The organism is Paraburkholderia sp. GAS199, from assembly GCF_050436585.1.
GTDB lineage: Bacteria > Pseudomonadota > Gammaproteobacteria > Burkholderiales > Burkholderiaceae > Paraburkholderia.
Map to the genome: position 1 here is coordinate 255,904 of NZ_JBNDMM010000005.1, position 23,255 is coordinate 279,158.

Consider the following 23,255-nt stretch of genomic DNA (forward strand, 5'->3'; position numbering starts at 1 on the left):
AAAATCGAAGCGCTTATTGCTGCACGCCCCAGCGGCGCACCGTGACGCGTTCGAGCGTGTCGAATACCAGATGTTCGATCAGCAGACCGATCACGATCACGGCGGCAAGGCCCGCGAAAACGCGATCCGTGTACAACTCGTTGCGATTCTGGAAGATGTACCAGCCCAGCCCGCCGCTACCCGAACTCGCACCGAACACTAGTTCCGCGGCGATCAGCGTGCGCCACGCAAACGCCCAACCTACCCGCAAGCCCGCGAGTATCGACGGCAACGCGGCCGGCACCAGAATCAGCAGAACGTGGCGCATGCCCGTCAGTCCGTAATTGCGGCCTGTCATGCGCAAGGTGGCCGGCACCGACTGAAATCCCGAATACGTATTGAGCGCGAGTGGCCATAGCACCGAATGCACCAGCACGAACAGCAGGCTGCCAGTGCCGAGGCCGAACCAGAGCAAGGCGAGCGGCAGCAGCGCGATGGACGGCAGCGGATTGAACATCGCGGTGAGCATCGAGAGAAAATCGCGCCCGACACGCGTCGAAACGGCCAGCGAGGTCAGCACGAAAGCCAGCGCAGCGCCGAGCAGATAACCGCGCAGCAGTACGGACATCGAGACCGCTGTTTTCTGTAGCAACTCGCCTGACCAGACGCCTTGCACGAAGGCGCTGAACGTCGCGCCGAAAGTCGGCAGCAGCAGATCGTTGTCGACGGCGCGCGCGGCGATTTCCCATCCCGCGATCAACACGAGCGCGATCAGCGTCTTGCGCAGCCAGCCTTGCGCCATCAGACGCTTGCCAAGCGGCAACGGCGCTTCGAGCACCAGTTCGCCGAGTGGTTCGAGCGGCCTTTCGTATTCCGCGCGAACCGGTGGAAGCAAAGTAGCGGGAGCACTCATTGCACGGCCTCCGTGGTTTCGGCGGGTTCATTCTGTTCGAACAGCAGATGATGAATACGCGCGACGCTGTGCTGAAAATCGCTGCGCCCGAAACTGTCCTGCCCGTATTGATGACTGTTGAGTTCGGCGCGTACGCGGCCGGGATGCGGAGACAGCAGCAGAATGCGGTTGCCCACCACCAGTGCTTCTTCAATCGAATGCGTGACGAACAGCAGCGTGAAGTTCACCTCTTCCCATAGACGCAGCAACTCCTCCTGCATTTTGCGGCGCGTCAGCGCGTCGAGCGCGGCGAACGGTTCGTCCATCAGCAGCACGCGCGGTTGCATCGCCAGCGCGCGGGCAATCGCCACGCGTTGCTTCATGCCACCGGAGAGCGTGTGCGGATAGGCATTCGCAAACGAAGCAAGCCCGACCTTCTCCAGATAATGCAGCGCGCGCTCTTTGGCCTCCGCGCGCGAGAGTTTCTTCGCCACGCGCAGTGGAAACGCGACGTTCTGCAGCACCGTCTTCCACGGCGGCAACTGGTCGAATTCCTGGAACACGACGATGCGATCCGCGCCGGGGCCACGCACGATCTGTCCGTCGAGCGAAATACTGCCCGACGTCGGCTCGATAAATCCGGCCACTGCCTTGAGCAAAGTGGATTTGCCGCAGCCGGACGGTCCCAGCAGCACGAAGCGATCGCCGCCGTACACGTCGAAACTGACGTCGTGCGTAGCGCGAACGATGCGCTCGCGCGTGCGGTATTCGAGGTTCACGTTTTCGACTGCGAGCAGGCGCTCGCTGGTCGCGGCGCTGCTTTGTGCTGCCCGATCGGGAAACAGCAGCGTGGGATTGGCCACCATCAGATCACTCCGTGCAAATACGTCATGAAGTACGTCATGTTCAGCTTCCCGCGGCCGTGGCCGGGTCGTCGAAGAAATAGTCCTTCCATGATTTCGGCTCGTTCCGGATAGCGCCGACGCGATACATGAATTGCGCGAGTCCGAACGTATTCTGCGGCGCGACCTTGAATTGCACCTGCGGATTGCGGATGACTTTCAGCAGCAGATCGCGATCGATCTTCGACTGATTCGTGCGAATGTAGATGTCGGCGGCGGCGTCCGGATTGGCCGTAATGAAGCGGGCCGCGTCGGCGAGCGCGTCGACGAAAGCGCGATAGGTCTTCGGGTTGTTGTCACGGAATTTTTCGGTGGCGTATAGCACGGTTGCCGAACTCGGTCCGCCCAGCACGTCGTACGAATTCAGCACGATGTGCGCCTTCGGATTGCCCGCAAGTTCCTGTTCCTGAAACGGCGGATTACCGAAATGGCCCGTAATTTCCGTGCCGCCCGCGATGATCGCCGCAGCCGCGTCGGGATGCGGCAACGCCTGCGTGAATTTGTCGAGACGGTTGTACTCCTTGTCGCCCCACCGTTTGGCCGCTGCGTATTGCAGCACGCGCGATTGAACCGACACGTTGACGGCCGGCACCGCGATACGGTCTTTCGCGCTGAAGTCGGCAATCGTCTTCACGTCCGGATTGTTACTCACCAGGTAATACGGCAGATTGCCGAGCGACGCCACGCCCTTCACGTTCTGCTTGCCGTGCGTGCGGTCCCAGATGGTCAGCAACGGGCCGACGCCCGCGCCCGCAATATCCACTGCACCGGACAACAGCGCGTCGTTCACAGCGGCGCCGCCCGAGAGCTTCACCCAGTCGACCTTGATATCGAGGCCCTGTTTGCGGCCTTCTTTCTCGACGAACTGCTGGTCACGCGCCACGTTCAACAGCAGATAAACGACGCCGAACTGTTCGGCAATACGGATCTGCCCTTCTGCGTGTGCGGGCGTCGCGGCGCCCAGTGCGGCAGCAGTCACCGACACGGTGAGCAGCGTTGCAGTGAAACGGCGTGCAAAGGACGGCCGCGTGGCGGTCGGGCGAAACTTGGAGAACATCGAAACTCCGGTCGGCGTGAGGCGTGAAATTGAGTAAATAGCGGGCGCGCTTGCCGTCAGAACGGCACGTCGCCTTCGATCGTCGTGCGATACATCTTGCGGCGCAGTTCGTCGGGCGTACCGGCGGCAAGGTGCATCAGCGAGCGGTTGTCCCAGAAGACCATGTCGTGTTCGGCCCATTGATGCCGGTACAGATGTTCGGGGCGAACGCTATGCGCGAATAGTTCGTCGAGCAACTGCTTGCTCTCGTCTTCCGGCAAGCCGATCACGCGCGTCGTGAAATGCTCGCTGACGAATAGCGCCTTGCGACCCGTTTCCGGATGCGTACGCACGATCGGATGCTCGACCGGCTTCACCTGCGCGATCTGCTCGGCGGAAAGATTCGGCCGCCATGGACTGCGTTTCTGCAATTCCGCGTATTTCGCGAGGTACGTATGCTCTGCCGTGCGCCCGTCGATCGCGCTGCGCAAATGCGCTGGCAACGTGTCGAACGCGAGGTGCATGTTGGCGAATAGCGTGTCGCCGCCTTCGGCGGGCAACTCCTGCGCATGCAGCAGCGAGCCGAGGCTCGGCTTCTCCTTGTACGAGAGATCCGAATGCCAGAAATGACCAGCATCGCCGAGACCGATCGGCTTGCCGTTTTCGAGGATGTTCGACACGATCAGCACTTCCGGATAGCCGGCCAGCTGAAACTGATGCAGCACGTGAATCTGCAACGGACCGAAACGGCGGCTGAACGCGATCTGCTGATCGGGCGTGATGCGCTGGTCGCGAAACACCAGAACGTGATGGTCGAGATGCGCGCGGTGAATTCGCGCGAAGTCGGTTTGACTCAGCGGCTGGGCGAGATCGAGACCGAGTACTTCGGCGCCGACCGGTCCGTCGAAAGCGCGGATGTCGAGCTGCGGATTCGGGTTGACGTGGCCGGTATCGCTGCCGGCGGTGGATGCAAGGGGTGCAAATGCAGTCGTCACAGGAAACTCTTCGTCGATCTGTTCGGAGGACGCCGCGAAGGCGCAGTCAGACGAATTTACCGGCACGCACACGCGCCGACAACGAAGCAAATCCGATACGGTTATCTGCTGGAGTGATAAACCCGATGCTTTAACGCGCTGCGGCAGATTCGCATGCGCAAATCCGCGCGCGCGACGGTGTGACCACGATCCATTCCTCCGACAAAAAGTGGTGGTAACACCCCCACTTGACGGTGAATCTCTCACATGACAGCATCGCCGCCATGAATTCCACCATCGACGATGTGCAGCCACCCGGTCTGCGCGACCGCCATAAGCTCAGAACCCGCGAGGCGATTCTGGACGCCGTGGCACGCTGCCTCGAAAGCGACGGACTCGCCAATCTGAGCTTTGCACAGATTGCGCGCGAGGCCGGTGTGGGCGAGAGCACGGCGTTTCGCTATTTCCCGACCAAGGAAGCGCTGCTCGACGCCTTCTGGAAGTGGGCGCCCAAAGCGATCAGTCGCGACCAGTTTCCGCGTACGTACGAGGAACTGAGCGCGCGCCTCGGGCCAGATTTCGCCAGGTTCGACGCGCGCGAAACGCTGATTCGCGGCATGCTGGCTTCGCCCGTCGGCCGCGAGGCGCGGCGTCATGCCAATGCCGAGCGTCAGAAGGCATTCGCCGAACTCGTGGATCGCGAAGTCGGGCCGATGCCGGAGGCCGAGCGCAGGAATCTGTGCGCGGCCATGCAGTTGCTTTACTCGGCCAGCGCCTGGGCCGCATTCAAGGACTACTGGGATATGGACGGCCGCGAGGCCGCCGCCGCAGCGACCCAGGCGATCGGCGCATTACTGGACGACGCCCGCCGGCGCATGCGTCAACAGAAAAAGACCGGCTCGAAACCGGCTTGCAACACATAACGGGACCAAACTTTCCATGTAAATTTTCGACAGAGGTTTCTCATGCTGTTTCATGCTTCCATCCCTGCCCGACATCCGGAAAACGTCGCCCGCGTCATTGCCGAATTGTGGGGCGGATTTCACGCACCGTTTCCTTCCTTCCCGGATTCGTGGATGGCCATTGCGGGTGACGAGCGCGGCTCGATCATCGAGACCTATCCGAGCGACCGCGTGATTTGCCCCGGTGAAGCGCACAGCGCTTTCGTGCCGGGCGATAGCAAAACGGCGCAATACAGCGCATTTCATATTGCCGTTGCAAGCAGGTTGACGCCCGACGAGGTATTTGCAATCGGTGCGCGCGAAGGCTGGCGCGCGGTTCGCTGCACACGCGGCCAGAACTTCTTCGACGTGATCGAGTTGTGGATCGAAGACACGACACTGATCGAAGTACTCACCCAGGAAATGCAGGAACAGTACCTCGCATTCGCCACACCGGAGAACTTTCGTGCATTCGCCGCTGCCGCGGCAGCGCGGACAGCGGCGGTGAGTGCGTAAAACGCGCGGGTCGCGTCGCGGCTTATTGCCCGCATATTTGCCCGCTTATTGCCCGATGCGACGCAGCGCTTTGCCTGCCATCAGATTACGTTCGATCTGTTCGAGCGACACGCCCTTTGTTTCCGGCACGATCCAGAGTGTCATCAACAGGAATGCCGCGTTGAGCGCAGCATAAAGCCAGAACGTTTGCGCATGGCCCAGCGTATTCAGCAGCGTCAGAAACGTGGCGCCGGCAATCGTGTTGGCCACCCAGTTCACGAACGTCGAGACGGCAATACCGAAGTCGCGCCCTTTGATCGGCTGGATCTCCGCGCAGAGAATCCAGATCATCGGACCGGCCGACATCGCGAAGCCTGCGATGAAAACGAGCAGCGCGGCGACTGCGGCATACTGATGCGACGGTGACGTAATGCCGACATGCATGAGCGTACCGAGTGAAGCCAGCGCAATCGCCATGACGCTAAAGCCCGTGTAGAGAATCGGCTTGCGGCCCCAGCGGTCCACGAGACCGATTGCAACGAAGGTTGCGGCCACGTTGACGGCCCCCACGATCACGGTGCCCCACAATTGATCGTGCGCACTGCCATAACCCGCCAGACCGAAGATACGCGGCGCGTAGTACATCACTACGTTGATGCCGGTAAGCTGCTGCGCAATCTGCAGCAGCACGCCGAGCCACACCGAGCGGCGGAAGTTTTTGTTGCCGCGGAAAAGGCTCCAGCCTTCGAATTCGACTTTCAATTGCTCGTCGATTTCGCGCATTTCTGTCTGGATAGTCTGTTCATCACCACGCAGTTTCTTGAGTACTGCAAGTGCCTCTTCGCGTCGGCCGACACTCATCAGCCAGCGCGGACTGCGCGGCAAAAAGATCAGGCCGACCAGCATCGCAATCGCGGGGAATGCAATCACGCCGAGCATCCAGCGCCAGTCGCCCGCGCCGCTGAATGCCGTGTTCGACAGAAACGCGGCGAGAATACCGATGGTCACCATCAACTGATGCAGCGAAATCAGTGCGCCACGCATGGTGCGCGGTGCGATTTCGGACAGATAGAGCGGCGCCGTAAACGAGGCAATGCCGACTGCCAGACCGAGCAGCACGCGGCCCGCGATCAACATTGCGGGGTTCAGTGCAAATGCGCAGATGGCAGATGCGCCGGCGAACAAGGCTGCCGCGATCATCAGCGAAACCTTGCGGCCGATCACGCGCGACACCCAGCCCGATCCGAGTGCGCCCACTGCGGCGCCCACCATCATCGAACTGACGATCCATTCCTGCATCTGGTCGCCGACCTGAAAGTTCTTCGCGATGAACGGCAGCGCGCCGGAAATGACACCGATATCGAGGCCGAATAACAAACCGGCCAGTGCGGCAATCGCGCTGGTGAGCACAATATGAACGCGACTGTATGAACTCGCGCCGGAACGCGCGGTGGGGTGGAGTGTTGTCGACATGTTCTTTTTCCTTCCAGCTTTCTTGTTCGTTTCCTTGACGGCGGTTCTTTACGGTTTCATTTCGATCCGCTCGCCGCCCTGTACTGAGGGCCATTAGCACGCGACGTGCCCGAGTGCCCGAACCGCGCCAGTGCTGCGGTTCAGGTACATCGCCATCCAGGGAAGTTTTTATGGCCCGGCAAAAAATCGTCACATTCACTTGCTATACATGAATGGCAACTTTCATAGGAGACCAATTTGGACATCCGCAAGCCAGCGCTGCACGCCGGGGGCGCGACGAAACACCCTTTTGAAAGCTGCTTCGTCGATCTGGGCGGTTACTCGGCAGAGCGGGCGCTGTCGCTACTGACTGCCGCGGTGCATGCGTCCCAGCGCGAAATGAATGCGCTGGACTGGATTACCGGTGCATTGCCCGGCGCCACACTCAAACCCGCGCTGGCCATCGGCACGGTCGGCGAGTTGTATCGTACGTACACACGGCCGGCGGAGTTGGGTCGTTTGAAGGGCGTATTGCGCGTCTGACGCAGAAGCGGTCTCGTGGTGGGCATCGAGTATCGTCGTGCGCGTCGAGCAGGCCAGGTAAGATGGAGCTTCGACATTCGCACTGCTGCCGGGAGCGCCCTCCATGCCCTCTTCCGTCCGGAATTCGCTGCTCTGGATATTCGACGCCTTCGAGCGTGAGCCGACCTATGTCTGCAAGCGCATGTTCGGCTGTGACGCCGCCTACGTGGACGGTCTGCTGTGCCTGATCGCCGCCGATCGGGCCAAGCCCTGGAACGGCTTGCTGGTGTGCACCTCGCATGAACGCCAGGCTGCGCTCATCGAAGAATTGCCGGCACTGCGCGTGCATCCGGTGCTCGGCAAATGGCTCTACGTGCCGCAGGAAGACCCGGCCTTCGAAACGGCCGCCGAGGCCCTGACGACGCTCGTGCTGGCGCGCGACCCGCGCATTGGCGTCGAGCCCAAACCGCGCCGCGCGCGCAAGCAGTCGATGCTGCCGCGTTAGACGGTTTCGACGCGCCGGTTATCCGACTTCGTTGCGGATGCGGGCCACACGAGTCTTTCGAACTGATCGGGCGGTACGGGCATGGAGTACAGATAGCCTTGCGCGTAATCGCAGCCCACGTCACGCAGAAAATCGCGCTGCTCGACCGTTTCCACGCCTTCCGCAATCACTTTCAAACCGAGCTTGTGCGCCAGTACCACCATGGCCTCGCACAGCGCCTGGTTGTCGGCGTCGGTGCCGAGATTGTGAACGAACGAGCGATCGATCTTCAGATAGTCGATATCGAAACGCTTGAGATACGCGAGCGATGAATAGCCGGTGCCGAAGTCGTCGATCGACACGCGGATACCCGCGTCACGGAAAGTCAGCAGCTTGCCGTTCAATTCCGCATCCAGTAGCAGGCCCTCGGTGATCTCCACCGCAATGCTCTGGCCCGGCATGCCTTCCCGCAAAAGATAGTCCGACCACTGCTCGCATACCATGGTGTCCTGACGAATCTGCACCGGCGACATGTTCACGCTGATCTGGAAACACGAATGAAAGCGGCTGCGCCACTCGCGCACCTGTTGCACCGCCTGCCTGAACACCCAGTCGCCGATTGGCACGATGAGTCCCGTATCTTCAGCCAATGCGATGAAATCCAGCGGGCTGATCGTGCCGCGCTCGGGATGAATCCAGCGGATCAATGCTTCCGCCTTATAGATTTCACCGGATGCCAGATCGACGATCGGCTGGTAATGCACCTGGAACTGCTCGCCTTGCAAGGCGATGCGCAGATCGCTCGTCAAACGCAGGCGCCGCTCCGCCGCCACTTGCAGATCCGGCGTGAAGTAGCTGAAGCGGTTGCGCCCGGCATTCTTCGCGGCATACATGGCCTGGTCGGCGTTCTTGAACAGCACGTCGAGCTCGGTCGCGTCGTTCGGGTACAGCGTCACGCCGACGCTGGCCGAGATGAACGCTTCGTCCGTGCCGAAGCGGAACGGCTCGGCCAGTTTGTCGATGATCGCGCGGGCAATCCGTTCGAGTTTCTCGTTGCAATCGAGGTCGGGCAGAATCACCGTGAATTCATCGCCGCCAAGACGCGCCACCGTATCGGATTCGCGCACGCAGGCCGTGATGCGGCGCGCCGCCTCGATCAGCAGAATGTCGCCGGTATCGTGCCCGAGCGAGTCGTTGACCTCCTTGAAGCGGTCGAGGTCGATCAGCATGAGCGCCATCGATTGGCCGGAACGATGCGACATTCTCGCTTCATCCTCGAGGCGGTCATGGAACATCTGGCGGTTCGGCAAATGCGTCAAGGCATCGAAATTGGCCTGCCTCCAGATGGTCGCTTCGAAGGCCATACGATCGGACAAATCGCGCCCGACCGCCAGCACCGAATTCACCCTGCCCGTATGATCGATTTCCGGCGTGAGGCGAATGTGCGTGCATTGTTCCTGCGCGTCCTTGCTGAGCCAGCGCAATTCGAATTGCGCGCTCTTTCCGCTTGCAATCGCTTCGAGAATCTTTCGTTCGTAGATCAATGCATTCGAACCACCCGGAACCTCGGAAGGCCGCTTGCCGAGCGATTCGGCCAGACTGAATCCTGCCGACGTGCAAAAAGCCGGATTGGCGTAAGTACGGCGCATTTCGCGGTCGTAGCGCGTAATCGTGTCAGGCGAATTCTCGATCAACGTGCGCGACTCCTGCTCGCGGCTCACCAGCTCCGCCGTGCGCGTAATCACCGTCTGCTCCAGCGACGCATTGATCTCGTTGATCTTCTGGATCTTCTGCCCGATCGCCGTACTCATCCGTTCGAAACGCCGCGACAGTCGGCCGAGTTCGTCTTTGGCGCCGGACGTAGCCGTACTTTGCGCGAGTTCATCCTCCAAGCCGTCTGCTTTGGCGTCTGCTTCGGCGCCGGCATCGTTGCCGGTGGCGTGCATCTTTCGCACCAGTTCGATGAGGGGCGCGGAAATACTGTGAGAAATAAAGTACGCCAGAAAGATCGATAGCAGGAAGCCGGAAATGCCCACCAGCACGATCTGATTGCGCACCGACTGCACCTGCGCGGTCAGCTTCTTTTCGGGAATCGTGCTGACCACGTACCACGTGGTGCCGGGAATATTCGTGTACGCGGCGAGATAGCGGCCACCATGCCTGCCGTCGAAATCGACGAAACTGTCGGGCCGGTCGCTCGCGATCTTTCTCGCCAGATCGGGCTCGGCCGTTGCGTCGGCATCCGCTGAGGCGCCGTCGGGGCGCACGATCAGTTTGTTGTTGCTGGCGTCCAGCACGTAAATTTCGGTGCCGCTGCCGAGGGCGACGTCGTTGAAGATGGTCGAGAAATGTTCGGGGCTGATCACCAGCACCAGATTACCGATCTTGCGATTACTGCTCTTGCCGACAATGGCGCTCACCATGCCGATGTTCTGCTGCCCCACGCCGCTGTCGTAGCTTCCCCAATACGGTTTGGCGCCGCACTCCGGCGCCTGCGCGACGAGCCGCATCACACCTTGCGTCAGTTGCGCGAACGCCTGGGTATCCATGATGCGGTCGGTCCGGTCCAGCACGTATTTCTCGTTGATGAAATCGACCGATCCATAGTGCTCCAGAAGCAGGCGGGTCATATCCTCGCGCGCTTCGCTCTGCTCCTTCGGGCTGCCATTGGCCACTTTCGTGAGACCGCTCTGGATGCGCTCGGAAAGCGTCAGAAGATTGCTCTCCGTTTCGATCTGCTCCATGCGTAGCGAGATGTTTCTCGATACCTGCCTGACCACTTCTTTCGAAAAGATCTCGGCGTTTTCCTTGATAGCCGCCGTCGACTCCACATACGATATGTAGCCCGAAATAAGTATCGGGATCAGAGAAAGCAGAATGAACGCGGCAATCAGGCGATAGCGGATTTCGACCCGACGCAACAGGTCGAGCGAGAGATAAGCGAAGGCGCGTCGTAGCGGATCGATGAGCGATTTCATTTGTAGTGCATTTTCGCTTCGTGCTTGACGGACTCGTCGAGAAGGCGTGCGGCCTGGTTCGGGCTGATCTTCCTGAGCAGCACGTCCTGCATCAAACGATGCAGCCGTTCGATCGAGTTGGAGGGCAAGACCGAATAGTACGGGCTGGCAGTCACCGGATAATGACTCACCGTGTCCGTATAAGCCACGATCTCCTGATCGCTGACGATATCCCCGGGTGCCTGCTTGAAGGGCGCAATGTTGTGGCGCTTTCTCTGGAGAATCGGATAGCCGCGGCCGGTGATGAACTCCAGGAAGCGCATGGCTGCCGCCTTATTGGGCGTCTCGCACACCGCAAAGCCGGTCTCGCTGCCGATCACGGGCACCACTCGCTCGCCCGGCGCGTTCCATGGCGGAATGAACACGCCGGCGCGGAACCGGTTGCCGTGCAGCAGCAGTCCCGCGGCCCAGCTTCCGTGAAAAGCCATGGCGACCTTGCCCTGCTTGAATAGCCTGATGCCCTGATCGTAGTCGGTCGCCATGAATCCTTCCTGTACGAAACCGTGCTCCGGCATCGCCACGATCCGCGAAAAGATTTCCGCGACTTGCGGCGTGTTCAGATCCAGCGTGCCGTCGCCGATTTTTCGCTTCCAGTCGGGCTCATGCGCTACGACGTTATTGGCAAAGCCGGAACTGAACGGTCCATTGCCGAGCATGTTGGGAAAGCCGCCGTTCCACATGATCGGGGTGAAGCCGGCACGCCTGAGTTGCTCGCAGACTTTCAGAAACTCGGGGAAATTCGTCGGCAGATCCTTGATGCCGGCCTTCTCGAACATCTCCTGGTTGTAATAGATCAGCGTGGTCGCAACACCCGCGGGTATGCCGAAATTTTTCGACCGGCGACTGGTCCAGTCGTCTTTGAGCGGGTCGAGCATGTTGCGCCAGGCCGACGTGGCGCGCACGTCCGCGAGCAAACCCTGATCTGCCAGATCCGCAGCATAAGCGTTCGGGTTGACGCTCATCAGGTCCGGCAAGTTGCCGGAAGCAATGCGCGGCTTGATGTTCTCCTCGACCGAATTGCCGATCATGAACTGCACGTTCACGTGCACATCCGGATTGAGTTTGCTGAACTCGGCGGCGATCTGCAGCATTTCTTCGGGCCAGTCCGGCGCCCAGATCAACGCGGTAATCGTGGTTGCGTGCGGTTGCACCGCGCTCGCGGGCGCGTGATCCTGTTGCCTGCATCCGCATAGGAACAACAGCACAAGGCCGGCAAGGCCTGCAAGCAGGGAGGCAAACTCAATTCGTCGCACTTGCGGTTCACTCATCGGTTTCGGGACGGATCAGGCAGCCGGCGGCAGACCGGACGAACCGGCGCCTACTGCCTATATCGGCAAAACAGGTGAATTCTTTAGACCGCTAGCCGGCGGGGCTGGCTGGCGCGTGCGAGGCCTTCAAGGCCGGAGGATCGGTGCGGGGAATGGCGGAGAAGACGCGAACGGCATGCGGACGATGCGATGCGCCGGGTTGCCGCCGTGAGAATGGTGAGAAGACGGCGGGGAGAGAGATTGCAAAAAAAACGGCGCGCTGCGAACGAGGTTCGCAGCGCGCCGGCTCTTCAGTAAAGCTTACTGGCCCGTGTAACCGACCGGCGTCGTCGCGTTCGACTTCGCCAGCGAGGCGTTGTTGGACACGATGTACTGCGGCACTTCGGTCAGCGTCAGGTTGGCGACACCGTTGGTGTAGGCAACCGTGCTGATGTTGCCGTAGCCGTCGATCTTCGTCACGTTACCCGACGTACCCGGACTGTCGACCTGCAGCGAATAGCTGGTCGAGTAAGTCTGGCTATACAGACCGTTGCTGGCCGGCCATTGCGCGTTGCTATGCGCCCATGCCGCCGTCACGACCTTGCCGTTGCCGAGTTGCTGGAAGGCGTAGGCGTAGATGCCCGCTGCCGTACCCTTGACGCGGCCCAGCGTGTTCGTGCCGTCCAGCGCACGTGTCATCGCGGCGAATGCCATGGCTTCGGGCTTCGGCGAGAGATTGTTCGCACCGTAAGCACCTTGCGCGTCGTTCAGATCGAAGAACGAACCGTAGCCGACTTCGCCCGGATAATCCGCGCCGTAGAACAGCGTGGTCATCTGTGCACCGCCGCCGAGCACGATGATGTGCGAACGAACGCCCACCGCTGCATGCGCAAACAACTGGTTCTGCGACGGACCCGTCGAGCCGTAATTGATGCCCGGATCGTAGCTCGTGCCCGCTTCGGTGAAGAAGAGCTTCATGTTCGGCTTGCCGGCCTGCATCACCGAACGCAGCTGCGAAACGAGGTTGTCGAGCGCGTTAGCCTGATTGGCCGGATTCGGATCGGAATCCTGCAACTCGGGCGGATGCGCCGGATACGTACCCGCGTTCCAGTAGCCGTGCGTCGACACCGCGTCGATGTAATTCCACAGACCCAGCGCACCGAACTTCTGCAGATAGCCCGTGGTACAGGTGTCGCAATTCGCCGGGAACGGGTTGCCCGTGCCCATCACGATCGCATTCGGATCGGTCGAGTGAATGCCCTGATAAGCCGCCTTGTACATGGCGACGAAATTCGCGTCGCTGTCGGCCCAGCCGAGGCTCGGCTCCCACGTCACCTGGTAGTAGTTGCTTTGCTGATTCGGATAATACGCAGAGCGGATCAGGCTGGTATCCGTACCGACCTTGGCCATGAAGCTCTGGAACTCGGGCATGTTCGTCGGCGCGTAGTAGCTGTCGTTGAACTGACCGGTCTTCGAATCCCAAGCGGGAAGTCCGTCCAGACGAATGATGCGCATCTGATCCGGATTGGCCTTGTAGAACGGATCGAGGTCGTTCACGCTCGGCGTGTACGTGTTCGGACCATTGGGTTCCATCGCGGAAATCTGGCGGTCGTCGATCGTCCACGAAATACCGAGGTCGTGCAGCGCCGCGATATTGCCGTTGAAGCCTTGCATGCCGAAGCGATGCTGGTCCTGATGCGCGTAGCTGACCGTTCCGAGCACGGACGTCAGGTTCGGCAGCACGCCGAACGTCGCGATACCCGTGGGACGCGTTCCGCTCATCGGCAGCGTGCCGCCGTTCGTGCGCAATGTCGCGGTGAGCGCGCCATAGCCGGACCACGTCGACGTACACGGGATGGTGTTGGTCTGCACGCCGGCGCTGACGGCGAAATTGCCCTGCGCCTTGATCGCGCCATTCGAATCCGCGACGGACCAGACTACCGTGTCCGCGCTCGGTGCGTTCGTCGTGATGGCGAGCTTGAACGGTGCGTTGTTCTGGAAGATACGCAGGCCGTCGGTGGTCGGCGTGTCCGCACTGATGATGCCATTAGCCGTGCCGCCGGCCGTGTGAGTCGGCGTTCCGCACGAGAGCGTCGATGCACCCGGTGTCGGGGTGGGCGTCGGTGTGGGCGTCGGTGTGGGCGTCGGGGTTGGCGTGGGCGTCGGTGTAGGCGTCGGCGTGGGGGTCGGCGTAGGCGTCGGTGCAGGAGCCGGCGTGGGGGTCGGCGTAGGCGTAGGCGTCGGCGTCGGCGTCGGTGTCGGCGTCGGTGTCGGCGTCGGGGTGGGCGTCGGGGTGGGCGTCGGCGTCGCGGCGGTCGCTCTCACCCAGCAGGATTTGCCATAGCCGTACGCGGGATCGACCTGCGAAACCGCGCCGACGTAACAACCTACGCCATTGCTGAAAGTACGCGGAGCCGTCAGCATCACCGACGGCGAATTCGGCGGGACCGCGCCGAACACGACGGACCCCGTTCCAAGGAATTTACAGGTGCCGTTCTCTTGTCCGCACAACGTGTATTGCAGACCCGACACAGTGATGGTGGTCGATTGAGCCTGCGCGCTCTGCGCACCGAACCACGCGAATAGCGTTGCTGCCGCAACGCCCAGAATTTTCAAATTACTCGTCATTGACCGTCGTATCGCTAGGAAGCAGGTTATCCCCGAGGATGAGCAAGATCGATCTACGCCGTCCCGCTTTTGCGTTATTGATGACAAACAGAGGTGAAACACGACACACACGTGTCACCGGACTTCTGTCCGCAACGACGACCCGCGCAAACGGACCATCGCCTATTTATTACGGATTACTTACTATTAGGTCGCATGATGCACACGACCGCTTACGCGAAATGCCAGGCAACAGCTCGCCCGCGCTGCAAAAAGCAGCGTGATCAAACGCACATGCGAGTGAAAAACGGACAGAGAGGAAGAACGTTTCGCCGACGACACAGCCCTTGCATCCCGCACAAGGAACTCACCGGCAGTCCGGCCCGGACAAATGAAAAACGGATGTGACGGGCGTCTGCAAAGGGTGAGAAATTGGAGCGTTGCCGGAATTACGACAACCCTGCCGATTTCGTGTCCAGCGGTCCGCCTGCGGTTGAATCGGCACTGCAGATTCGCCCGCACGGTCGTTCGCCGGTGCAACGCTCGTGCATGCAAGCTTTACTGGAATCAATCCGCTACTGCGAAATCCCGGTACTACTTACAGCCCTAAATTTGGCAGACGAATTATAAACGTTTCATCCGTGTAACGTGGACGTGGCTCGGCACGATAAGTAGCAGTTCAAATAATATGAGATGGAACGCGGCCAGCGGTTTTTCGATGCCGGGCAAAAGAAAAATCTCTGCCTCAGTGAAGCGCGCAAAACGAAAATGTTTCGCTTTCTTACCTTGAAAAATAATTCGGACACAGGCGGCGCACGCCGCTTTTGTAATATGAATATCAATGCAAAATGGCGTCGGATTGGTTTTCGCGCTTCTGGTGCACGAGTGCACTTTTTTCTATTCTTCACACGAAGACTCGCACCAGTGCCAATGCGCGGAGAATGTCAGTCGTCAGTCAACAACGGGGTCGCGTTTGCACTCCTCCGCACTCGTCTGCGCACGACCGTGCGGCGCCAGAAATTGTGCATGATCTCCCGTAGTACGCCCATCGTAATAAATTTATTCAGTTCTGCTTTTCTAATTTTCCAGCCCTGAATGCAGCGCACTTATTCCTCTTCGAGTGCAAAGAATCCGTCCACGCGATCGACGCCAGCACCCCGATCCCGCCACGAAATAGCACACACCTATACACTGCTGAACGATGAATACAGAACCACCGTCGGTACACATACCGGATTGCGCAAGTACTCTGGAATCAGCGGACTTGAGTGGACAATAGAGCTCTATGAAACCGATCAGATTCGATACCGTTGTACTCGGCGCGGGGATCGTCGGCGTGTCCGTCGCGGTGCATCTTCAGAAGCGCGGCCGTGCCGTTGCGCTGGTGGATCGCAAAGCGCCGGGCAACGAGACGTCGTTCGGCAATGCCGGGTTGATCCAGCGCGAGGGCGTCTATCCGTATGCCTTTCCGCGCGATCTGGGCACCTTGTTGCGCTACGCGCGCAACCGGTCGCTGGACGTGCGCTATCACGCGGATGCCATCCTCCAGGTCGCACCGTTTCTATGGCAGTACTGGCGCAATTCGCATCCGGCGAGGCACGCGGCGATCGCACGCAGTTACGCCACGCTGATCGAACATTGCGTCAGTGAGCATCGCGCACTCGCGGCGGATGCGGGCGCCAGTGCATTGCTGCGCCCAATCGGCTGGATGAAGGTCTTTCGCAGCGAGTCGAAGCACGAGGCCGAATTGCGCGTGGCAGAAAAATGGCGCCGCGAATACGGCGTGGCATTCGAATCGCTCGATCCCCGTGCCTTGCAGCAAACCGAACCCGCGCTCGACAAAAAACTGATCGGCGGCGTGCGCTATCCGCAATCCGATTCCGTGAGCGATCCGAACGCGCTCGTCTCGGCCTACGCCAACTATTTCGAAGCAATCGGCGGACGCTTTTTCAACGGCGACGCGAATTCGCTGCGTCAGTCCGGCGAGCAGTGGCAAGTCGACACGACCGCCGGCACGCTCGCCGCTGCGTCGACGGTAATCGCTTTGGGACCGTGGTCGGATGTGTTGAGTGCGCGGCTCGGTTATCGCCTGCCGTTCGCGGTCAAACGCGGCTACCACATGCACTATGCGCCGCACGGTGACGCACGCCTGAACCAGCCGGTGCTGGACGCGGAGAACGGCTATGTATTAGCGCCCATGAGCCGCGGCATCCGGTTGACTACCGGCGCGGAGATTGCGCGATGCGATGCGCCGAAGTCGCCCGTGCAACTGGCCGAGACCGAGCCAGTCGCGCGTACGCTGTTCCCATTGGGCGAGCGCCTGGACGACGAACCGTGGATGGGCCGCCGTCCCTGCACCGTCGATATGATGCCGGTCATCGGACCGGCCAGCACGCGCCGCGATGTATGGTTCGCCTTCGGTCACGCGCATCACGGGCTCACACTCGGCCCGATCACGGGCCGACTGATTGCCGAGATGATGACGGGCGAGCAAACCATCGTCGACCCGACACCGTTCCGCGCAGACCGCTTTTAACGGGCGCAAATAAACCCTTACTGCCCCGCCGGCCTCAACTTCATCACCTCGGCGTCCGAGGGCTGCACGCTTGCACCGTCGACATACCGGTACGTCGTCATCACGCCCTTGCCGTCTTTCACGCCCGTCACGCCGACGTATTCGCCCATGGTCGACTGGTTGTCCTGCGCGCGGTAGCTGATCGGCCCGAACGGCGTATCCACCGCGAGGCCCTTGAATGCGGCAGCGAGCTTGTCAGGATCGGTCGTGCCAGCCTTCTTCAATCCGTTGGCAATCGACATCATCGCCGAATAGCCCACCACCGATCCGAGGCGCGGATAGTCGTGGTATTTGGCCTGATACGCGTCGACGAATTTCTTGTTGGCCGCAGTATCGATCGAATACCACGGGTAGCCCGTCACGATCCAGCCGGTCGGCGCTTCGACACCCAGTGGATCGAGGTATTCGGGTTCGCCCGTCAGCACCGAGACCACGCTGCGATCCTTGAACAGACCGCGCGTATTGCCTTCGCGCACGAACTTGCCGAGGTCGGCGCCGAACAGCACGTTGAAGATCGCGTCCGGCTTCGCGTCGGCAATCGCCTGCGACACCGCGCCGGCGTCCACGTTGCCGAGCGGCGTAGCCTGCTCCGCGACGAACTGCACGTCCGGTTGCGCAGCGCTCAGGAGCTTCTTGAAAGTGGCGACAGCGGATTGCCCGTACTCGTAATTCGGATACACGATCGCCCAGCGCTTTTTCTTCAGCTTCGCGGCTTCCGGCACCAGCATCGCGACGAGCATGTAGGTCGAAGGACGCAAACGGTACGTGTATTTGTTGCCGTCGGCCCAGACGATCTTGTCGGTCAGCGGCTCGGCGGCGAGGAAGAAAATCTTCTTCTGCTTCGCGAAGTCGGTGAGTGCCAGTCCGGTGTTCGACAGGAAGCCGCCGAACAGCAGTTGCACCTGTTCGCGCGCGATCAGTTCCTGCGCGACGCGAATCGTGTCGCCCGGATTGCCGTTGTCGTCGCGCGACACGACTTCGAGTTTTTTGCCCTGCACGCCGCCCGCCGCGTTCACCTGGTCGAGCGCCAGATTCCAGCCGTTCTTGTAAGGGCCGAGAAAGGCGGGCTGCGCCTTGTAGCTGTTGATCTCGCCGATCTTGATGGTCTGCTGCGCGTTCGCGCCCAAAGCCGTCAGCGAGACGACCGTGGAAACCGTGAGGCGAGAGATCCATCCTGCGCGCGTGGTCATGCGTTTCTCCGTGTCAGTGGATTGCGGAATTGGTGTAATAGGCCGGCATCGTACCGAGTTCGGGCGGGTTGCGTCGAGCGTCACACACTCATCTCACACACTCATCTCACACACTCAGATACGCGCGCCTGAGCGCTTCGTCGCGCGCCAGTTCGTCGATCGTGCCGCTAAAACGGATCTGCCCTTTCTCGAGCACATACGCGCGGTCGCTGACCAGTTCGGCAAAGCGCAGATTCTGCTCGGACAAGAGTATCGACAAACCCTCGCGTTTGAGTTCGAGAATCATGTTCGCCATCTGCTCGACGATGACCGGAGCCACGCCCTCGGAAGGTTCGTCGAGCAGCACAAGGTACGGATTGCCCATCAGCGTGCGCGAGACGGTCAGCATCTGCTGCTCGCCGCCGCTCATCTGTCCGCCGGGACGCGACGGCATTTCGCCGAGATTGGGAAAGAGGCGGAACAGTTTGTCGGGCGTCCAGTGCGGCGCATCTTCGCGCGGCGGCTGACGGCCGGTATCCAGATTTTCCATGACCGTGAGATCGGCAAACACGCGACGATCTTCCGGCACGAAACCCATGCCCATGCGCGCGATTCTGTACGGCGGCAATGCGGCAATGTTCTGACCGCGAAACTGCACGTCGCCATGGCAACGCGGCAGCAGGCCCATGATGGCCTTCATCGTGGTCGATTTGCCTGCGCCATTGCGACCCAGCAGCGCCACCACTTCGCCGCGGCCCACTTCGAGACCGACGTCGAACAGGATATGCGCGCGGCCATAAAACGCGTTGAGGCCGGACACCTTCAGCAGCGGCCCGCTCATTGCGATGCCCCACGTTCCGCGGACTCGCGGGCCGCGTCGTGCGGCGCGAGCGAAGCAGCCGACGCCCACGACGCCTGCGGCCGGAACGTCTTGCCCGTGCCGAAGTAGACCTCCTGCACGCGCGCGTCGTTGCGGATCGTCTCGGCGTCGCCCTCGGCAATCAGCTTGCCGCGCGCGAGCACGAGCATGCGATCGGCGTAGGCGAACACCACGTCCATGCTGTGCTCGGTGAACAGCACGCCGATCCTGTGTTCATTGACGAGGCGCCGTGTCAGCGCCATCAGCGCGTGGCGCTCCTGCGGCGCCATGCCGGCCGTGGGTTCGTCCATCAGGAGCAGCTTCGGCCGGTTGGCGAGCGCGATGGCGAGTTCCACGCGCTTCACGTCGCCATAGGCGAGCACGCCGCAGGCACGCTGCGCGTGCGCCGCCATGCCGACCTGCTCCAGCAACGCGAGCGCTTCGTCCGCGTAGCGCGAGCCGGCGGACCGCCACAGCGCGAAGGTCTTGCGTTCGCGCGAAACCAGCGCCATCTGCACGTTTTCGAGCACGGTCATCGAATTGAAGGTGGCGGCGATCTGGAACGTGCGCCCCACGCCGAGCCGCCAGATCGCGCGCGGACGCATGCCGACGAGTTCCTGTCCGTCGAGTTGGATCGAACCGGCGGACGGCGCCAGTTGCCCGTTGACCATGTTGAAGCAGGTGGACTTGCCCGCGCCGTTCGGGCCGAGCAGCGCGAGCAGTTGCCCGGCTTCGAGATCGAAGGAGACATCGTCGACCGCCTTCACGCCGCCGAACGATTTGCTGAGGCCCGCCACGCGCAGCAAGCTCATAGCCGCTCCTCGATTGCCGCAGCCGTCGCGGATGACGCGGCGCTGCCCACCTCGCCGGGGTCGGCGACGTGGTCGCCGAAACGCGTGCGCACGAAGCCGACGATGCCCTGCGGAAACGCGATCACCAGCAGCAGGATTGCGACGCCGAGCAAGGCCTGCCAGTAGTCGGTCTGACGCGCGACGGTGTCCTGCAGCCACGTGAAAACCGCCGCGCCGACGAGCGGCCCGCTCAAGGTCTGCAAGCCGCCCAGCAGCACCATCACGAGGCCGTCCACGGAACGGCTCACGCTGATGACCTCCGGCGAGATCGTGCCTTTCGAGAACGCATACAACGACCCGGCGAGACCGCAGAACAGCGACGCGATCACGAACGCCGCCCACTGCACGCGCTTGACGTCGATGCCGATCGCCTCGGCGCGCAACACGGAATCGCGCGACGCGCGCAACGCGTAACCCAGCGGCGAGAACAGCATCTTGCGCAGCAGCCACACGCCGAGCACGGCGCACACCAGCGTGACGTAATAGAAGGCCACCGGCGAGGCCAGCCAGTTCGACGGCCACAGGCCGAGGATGCCGTTGCTGCCGCCGGTGACATCGTCCCATTGATACACGACCGACCAGACGATCTGCGCGAACGCCAGCGTGAGCATGGCGAGATAGACGCCCGAGAGCCGCACGCAAAACCAGCCGAACACCAGCGCGCCGGCCACCGCGAGGAGCGGCCCGAGCAGCAGCGCGGCTTCCATCGGCAGATTCAGGACCTTCAGGAAAAGTGCCGCGCCGTAGGCGCCGAGTCCGAAGTAAGCGGCGTGTCCGAACGAATGCAGGCCGCCCGGTCCCATGATGAAGTGCAGACTCGCTGCGAACAGAACCGCGATCAGAATTTCGACGAGCAGCACCGGCACATACGGAAACGCGTTGGCCGCGAGCGGCGCCAGAACCAGCACGAGCAGCGTGAGCGCCGCCAGCCATTTGACGCGCTTGCCGGCGAGCCTGAGCGGCGTCTCCGGCGCGGCCATGCCGCGCACCGTCGCGCTCGCCTTGCCGAGCAGACCCCACGGGCGCACCACCAGCACCGCGGCCATGACGACGAACTCCGCCACCAGCGTGAAGCGGCTCAACGACAGCCCGACACCGAACAGCGTGACATGGCCGATGCCGATGCACAGCGCCTTGATCTCCGCGATGATGAGCGCGGCCACGAACGCCCCCGGTATGGAACCCATGCCGCCGACCACCACCACCACGAACGCATTGCCGATGGTCTCCAGATCGAGCGACAGGTTGGCCGACATGCGTGGCCCCTGCAGCGCGCCGCCGAGTCCGGCGAGAAAAGCGCCGGCGAAGAACACGCCGGTGAACAACCACGTCTGGTTGATGCCGAGCGCGCCGAGCATCTCACGGTCTTGTGTCGCGGCGCGCACCAGCGTGCCCCAGCGCGTACGCGTCAGCGCATACCAGAGCAGCAGCAGCACCAGCGGACCGATCACGATGAGCGCGAGGTCGTAAGTGGGCACGGGATGGCCCAGCAGATCGACCGCGCCGGCCAGATGCGGCGCGCGCGGTCCGAACAGGTCTTCCGGGCCCCACAGCCAGAGCGCGGCGTCGCGAAAGATCAGGACGAGGGCGAAGGTGGCAAGCAGATGAAACAGTTCGGGCGCCTGGTAAATGCGCCGCAGCACGACCGTTTCCACCAGCGCACCGAGCACGCCGATCGCCAGCGCCGCCGCCAGCACCGACAACCAGAAGCCGCCCGACGTGTGCCCGAAGCGGCTGGTCAGGCTGTACGCGACGTAAATGCCGAGCATGTAGAACGAGCCATGCGCGAAGTTAACAATACGCGTCACGCCGAAAATCAACGACAGGCCGGCGGCGACGAGAAACAGCGTCGACGCGTCGGCGAGTCCGTTGACCATCTGTACCAGCAGATTCGAAAGCATTGCAACCCTTGAATGACTTGGCGCGAACCGTCGTGCGCGGTGCCAAGAGTACCCAATTTTTTGCCGCTGACACTAGCAGCCGGGCATAAAAAAAACGCGCGCTGGAACCACCAGCGCGCGCTCTTCATATTACAACGCTAAAAAACAGTCTGCTGACCGCCTGAGCGGACAGGCTTACGGTTTGGCCGCGTCTTCCTCGCGGAACAGCTTGTCGGCCAGATGGAAAGCCGAATTGGCCGCCGGCACGCCGCAATAGATCGCGGTCTGCATCAGCACTTCCTTGATCTGCTCGCGCGTCACGCCATTGTTTTTGGCGGCGCGCAGATGCAGCGCCAGTTCTTCGCTGCGGTTGAGCGCCACCATCATCGCGATGGTCAGCAGGCTGCGCGTGTGACGCGGCAGGCCTTCGCGCGTCCAGATTTCGCCCCACGCATAGCGCGTGATGAGATTCTGGAATTCGTCGGTCAATTCGGTGCGGTTCGCCAGCGAGCGGTCGACGTGCGCGTCGCCGAGCACCGCGCGACGCACGCCGAGTCCGGCTTCGTAGCGGTCTTCGTCGTTCATTTCTGCTCCGTGAGGAAATCGAGCACGGTCTTCGTGAAGGCATCCACCTGCTCGATGTTGGAAATATGCGAGGCGTCCAGTTCGACGTAGCGCGCGCCGGGAATCGACTGCGCGAGTTCGCGGCCCTGCGCCGGCGTCGCCGCAAGATCGTGCGTGCCGCTGATGACGAGCGTCGGCAGCTTGATGCCGGGCGCTTCGGGGCGCAGGTCGGTGGCGTCGATGGCCTCGCAGTTCGACGCGTAGCCTTCCTTGTCCGTATGCACGAAGACATCGCGGATCATGGCCAGCACCACCGGCTCGCGCTGCATGTACTCGGCCGTGAACCAGCGCGGCAGCACGGCGTCGGCCAATGCATTCATGCCTTCCGTGCGGGCTTTCGCAGCGCGCGGCACCCACACTTCGGGCGAGCCGATGCGCGCGGCCGTATTGCACAGCACGACGCGCTCGAAGCGGCTGCCGTGACGTGCCGCGAGCGCCACGCCGGTCAGACCGCCCATCGACAGGCCGCAAAAATTCGCCCGCGCGATCTTCAACGTGTCCATCAGACCGAGCACGTCGCCGGCGAGCTGTTCGATCGTGTACGGTCCCTTGGGCGCTTCCGAGTGACCATGGCCGCGCGTGTCGTAGCGCAGCACGCGGAAGTGCTTCGCGAGCGCCGCGACTTGCGGCGTCCACATCGACAGATCGCTGCCGAGCGAATTCGACAGCACGATCCACGGCGCGTTGCCGTGACGGTCGCCGTCGATGCGATAGTGAAGCTCGGTGCCGTTGACTGCGGCGTAGGGCAT

At 61.7% G+C, this 23,255-nt stretch carries 19 protein-coding genes; 5 read left to right on the forward strand and 14 right to left on the reverse strand.

Annotated elements, in window-relative coordinates; all coding sequences use genetic code 11:
* Window positions 1-13: 13 nt before the first annotated feature.
* Genes P3T18_RS20675 through P3T18_RS20690 form a run of 4 tightly spaced genes read right to left on the reverse strand, consistent with a single transcriptional unit; the run spans window position 14 to window position 3,726 of the window.
* On the reverse strand, window positions 14-892 hold the full coding sequence (locus tag P3T18_RS20675; RefSeq protein ID WP_429301823.1) for an ABC transporter permease: 879 nt from the start codon (window positions 890-892) through the stop codon (window positions 14-16).
* A complete protein-coding gene (locus tag P3T18_RS20680; protein ID WP_429301824.1) occupies window positions 889-1,737 on the reverse strand; it encodes an ABC transporter ATP-binding protein in 849 nt (282 codons plus the stop codon). The genes P3T18_RS20675 and P3T18_RS20680 overlap by 4 nt, the downstream gene beginning before the upstream one ends.
* A gap of 40 nt (window positions 1,738-1,777) precedes the next feature.
* Window positions 1,778-2,830: an ABC transporter substrate-binding protein gene (locus tag P3T18_RS20685; protein ID WP_429301825.1), complete on the reverse strand. Its 1,053-nt coding sequence runs from the start codon at window positions 2,828-2,830 to the stop codon at window positions 1,778-1,780.
* Between the two features lie 56 nt (window positions 2,831-2,886).
* On the reverse strand, window positions 2,887-3,726 hold the full coding sequence (locus P3T18_RS20690; protein WP_429302086.1) for a TauD/TfdA dioxygenase family protein: 840 nt from the start codon (window positions 3,724-3,726) through the stop codon (window positions 2,887-2,889).
* A 341-nt stretch (window positions 3,727-4,067) separates the two neighbouring features.
* Between P3T18_RS20690 and P3T18_RS20695 the strand changes: the two genes are divergently transcribed.
* Both P3T18_RS20695 and P3T18_RS20700 read left to right on the forward strand, forming a co-directional pair.
* Window positions 4,068-4,706: a TetR/AcrR family transcriptional regulator gene (locus P3T18_RS20695; protein WP_429301826.1), complete on the forward strand. Its 639-nt coding sequence runs from the start codon at window positions 4,068-4,070 to the stop codon at window positions 4,704-4,706.
* 42 nt (window positions 4,707-4,748) lie between these two features.
* Window positions 4,749-5,240 (forward strand): hypothetical protein, encoded by a 492-nt coding sequence (locus tag P3T18_RS20700; RefSeq protein WP_429301827.1) that lies wholly within the window; start codon window positions 4,749-4,751, stop codon window positions 5,238-5,240.
* 45 nt (window positions 5,241-5,285) lie between these two features.
* Here P3T18_RS20700 and P3T18_RS20705 read toward each other — a convergent pair whose 3' ends face one another.
* Entirely contained in the window at window positions 5,286-6,692 is a 1,407-nt protein-coding gene (locus tag P3T18_RS20705; RefSeq protein ID WP_429301828.1) for a sugar porter family MFS transporter, read from the reverse strand.
* 237 nt (window positions 6,693-6,929) lie between these two features.
* Between P3T18_RS20705 and P3T18_RS20710 the strand changes: the two genes are divergently transcribed.
* Together P3T18_RS20710 and P3T18_RS20715 are read left to right on the forward strand one after the other, a co-directional pair.
* The gene (locus P3T18_RS20710) at window positions 6,930-7,214 is read left to right on the forward strand and encodes a hypothetical protein (RefSeq protein WP_429301829.1); all 285 of its coding nucleotides are present in this window, start codon (window positions 6,930-6,932) and stop codon (window positions 7,212-7,214) included.
* A 103-nt stretch (window positions 7,215-7,317) separates the two neighbouring features.
* Complete coding sequence (locus tag P3T18_RS20715; RefSeq protein ID WP_429301830.1) at window positions 7,318-7,698, forward strand: hypothetical protein; 381 nt, start codon at window positions 7,318-7,320, stop codon at window positions 7,696-7,698.
* Here P3T18_RS20715 and P3T18_RS20720 read toward each other — a convergent pair.
* From P3T18_RS20720 to P3T18_RS20730, 3 genes are all read right to left on the reverse strand, one after another.
* On the reverse strand, window positions 7,695-10,655 hold the full coding sequence (locus P3T18_RS20720; RefSeq protein ID WP_429301831.1) for a bifunctional diguanylate cyclase/phosphodiesterase: 2,961 nt from the start codon (window positions 10,653-10,655) through the stop codon (window positions 7,695-7,697). The genes P3T18_RS20715 and P3T18_RS20720 overlap by 4 nt on opposite strands.
* A complete protein-coding gene (locus P3T18_RS20725; RefSeq protein ID WP_429302087.1) occupies window positions 10,652-11,947 on the reverse strand; it encodes an ABC transporter substrate-binding protein in 1,296 nt (431 codons plus the stop codon). Before P3T18_RS20725 ends, P3T18_RS20720 begins: the two co-directional genes overlap by 4 nt.
* 315 nt (window positions 11,948-12,262) lie before the next feature.
* A complete protein-coding gene (locus tag P3T18_RS20730) occupies window positions 12,263-14,569 on the reverse strand; it encodes a hypothetical protein (protein ID WP_429301832.1) in 2,307 nt (768 codons plus the stop codon).
* Between the two features lie 1,273 nt (window positions 14,570-15,842).
* Here P3T18_RS20730 and P3T18_RS20735 point away from each other — a divergent pair.
* On the forward strand, window positions 15,843-17,084 hold the full coding sequence (locus P3T18_RS20735) for an NAD(P)/FAD-dependent oxidoreductase (protein WP_429302088.1): 1,242 nt from the start codon (window positions 15,843-15,845) through the stop codon (window positions 17,082-17,084).
* A gap of 17 nt (window positions 17,085-17,101) precedes the next feature.
* Here P3T18_RS20735 and P3T18_RS20740 read toward each other — a convergent pair whose 3' ends face one another.
* The 6 genes from P3T18_RS20740 to pcaD all read right to left on the reverse strand — a co-directional run bounded on the left by P3T18_RS20740 (window position 17,102) and on the right by pcaD (window position 23,255).
* The gene (locus P3T18_RS20740; protein ID WP_429301833.1) at window positions 17,102-18,313 is read right to left on the reverse strand and encodes an ABC transporter substrate-binding protein; all 1,212 of its coding nucleotides are present in this window, start codon (window positions 18,311-18,313) and stop codon (window positions 17,102-17,104) included.
* A gap of 106 nt (window positions 18,314-18,419) precedes the next feature.
* Window positions 18,420-19,133, reverse strand: a complete 714-nt coding sequence (locus tag P3T18_RS20745; RefSeq protein WP_429301834.1) for an ABC transporter ATP-binding protein — start codon at window positions 19,131-19,133, stop codon at window positions 18,420-18,422.
* Entirely contained in the window at window positions 19,130-19,963 is an 834-nt protein-coding gene (locus P3T18_RS20750; RefSeq protein ID WP_429301835.1) for an ABC transporter ATP-binding protein, read from the reverse strand. The genes P3T18_RS20745 and P3T18_RS20750 overlap by 4 nt, the downstream gene beginning before the upstream one ends.
* Window positions 19,960-21,903 (reverse strand): ABC transporter permease, encoded by a 1,944-nt coding sequence (locus P3T18_RS20755; RefSeq protein WP_429301836.1) that lies wholly within the window; start codon window positions 21,901-21,903, stop codon window positions 19,960-19,962. Before P3T18_RS20755 ends, P3T18_RS20750 begins: the two co-directional genes overlap by 4 nt.
* 174 nt (window positions 21,904-22,077) lie before the next feature.
* Window positions 22,078-22,467 (reverse strand): 4-carboxymuconolactone decarboxylase, encoded by a 390-nt coding sequence (gene pcaC / locus P3T18_RS20760; protein WP_429301837.1) that lies wholly within the window; start codon window positions 22,465-22,467, stop codon window positions 22,078-22,080.
* Window positions 22,464-23,255, reverse strand: a complete 792-nt coding sequence (pcaD, locus tag P3T18_RS20765; RefSeq protein WP_429301838.1) for a 3-oxoadipate enol-lactonase — start codon at window positions 23,253-23,255, stop codon at window positions 22,464-22,466. Before pcaD ends, pcaC begins: the two co-directional genes overlap by 4 nt.

Excerpts from the sequence above, each read along its gene's own strand:
- P3T18_RS20750 (WP_429301835.1), bottom strand. The coding sequence starts at position 19,963 with ATGAGCTTGCTGCGCGTGGCGGGCCTCAGCAAATCGTTCGGCGGCGTG.
- pcaD (WP_429301838.1), bottom strand. The coding sequence starts at position 23,255 with ATGCCCTACGCCGCAGTCAACGGCACCGAGCTTCACTATCGCATCGAC.
- P3T18_RS20720 (WP_429301831.1), bottom strand. The coding sequence starts at position 10,655 with ATGAAATCGCTCATCGATCCGCTACGACGCGCCTTCGCTTATCTCTCG.
- P3T18_RS20715 (WP_429301830.1), top strand. The coding sequence starts at position 7,318 with ATGCCCTCTTCCGTCCGGAATTCGCTGCTCTGGATATTCGACGCCTTC.
- P3T18_RS20680 (WP_429301824.1), bottom strand. The coding sequence starts at position 1,737 with ATGGTGGCCAATCCCACGCTGCTGTTTCCCGATCGGGCAGCACAAAGC.
- P3T18_RS20730 (WP_429301832.1), bottom strand. The coding sequence starts at position 14,569 with ATGACGAGTAATTTGAAAATTCTGGGCGTTGCGGCAGCAACGCTATTC.
- P3T18_RS20745 (WP_429301834.1), bottom strand. The coding sequence starts at position 19,133 with ATGAGCGGGCCGCTGCTGAAGGTGTCCGGCCTCAACGCGTTTTATGGC.
- P3T18_RS20675 (WP_429301823.1), bottom strand. The coding sequence starts at position 892 with ATGAGTGCTCCCGCTACTTTGCTTCCACCGGTTCGCGCGGAATACGAA.
- P3T18_RS20700 (WP_429301827.1), top strand. The coding sequence starts at position 4,749 with ATGCTGTTTCATGCTTCCATCCCTGCCCGACATCCGGAAAACGTCGCC.
- P3T18_RS20740 (WP_429301833.1), bottom strand. The coding sequence starts at position 18,313 with ATGACCACGCGCGCAGGATGGATCTCTCGCCTCACGGTTTCCACGGTC.
- P3T18_RS20695 (WP_429301826.1), top strand. The coding sequence starts at position 4,068 with ATGAATTCCACCATCGACGATGTGCAGCCACCCGGTCTGCGCGACCGC.
- P3T18_RS20755 (WP_429301836.1), bottom strand. The coding sequence starts at position 21,903 with ATGCTTTCGAATCTGCTGGTACAGATGGTCAACGGACTCGCCGACGCG.
- pcaC (WP_429301837.1), bottom strand. The coding sequence starts at position 22,467 with ATGAACGACGAAGACCGCTACGAAGCCGGACTCGGCGTGCGTCGCGCG.
- P3T18_RS20705 (WP_429301828.1), bottom strand. The coding sequence starts at position 6,692 with ATGTCGACAACACTCCACCCCACCGCGCGTTCCGGCGCGAGTTCATAC.
- P3T18_RS20685 (WP_429301825.1), bottom strand. The coding sequence starts at position 2,830 with ATGTTCTCCAAGTTTCGCCCGACCGCCACGCGGCCGTCCTTTGCACGC.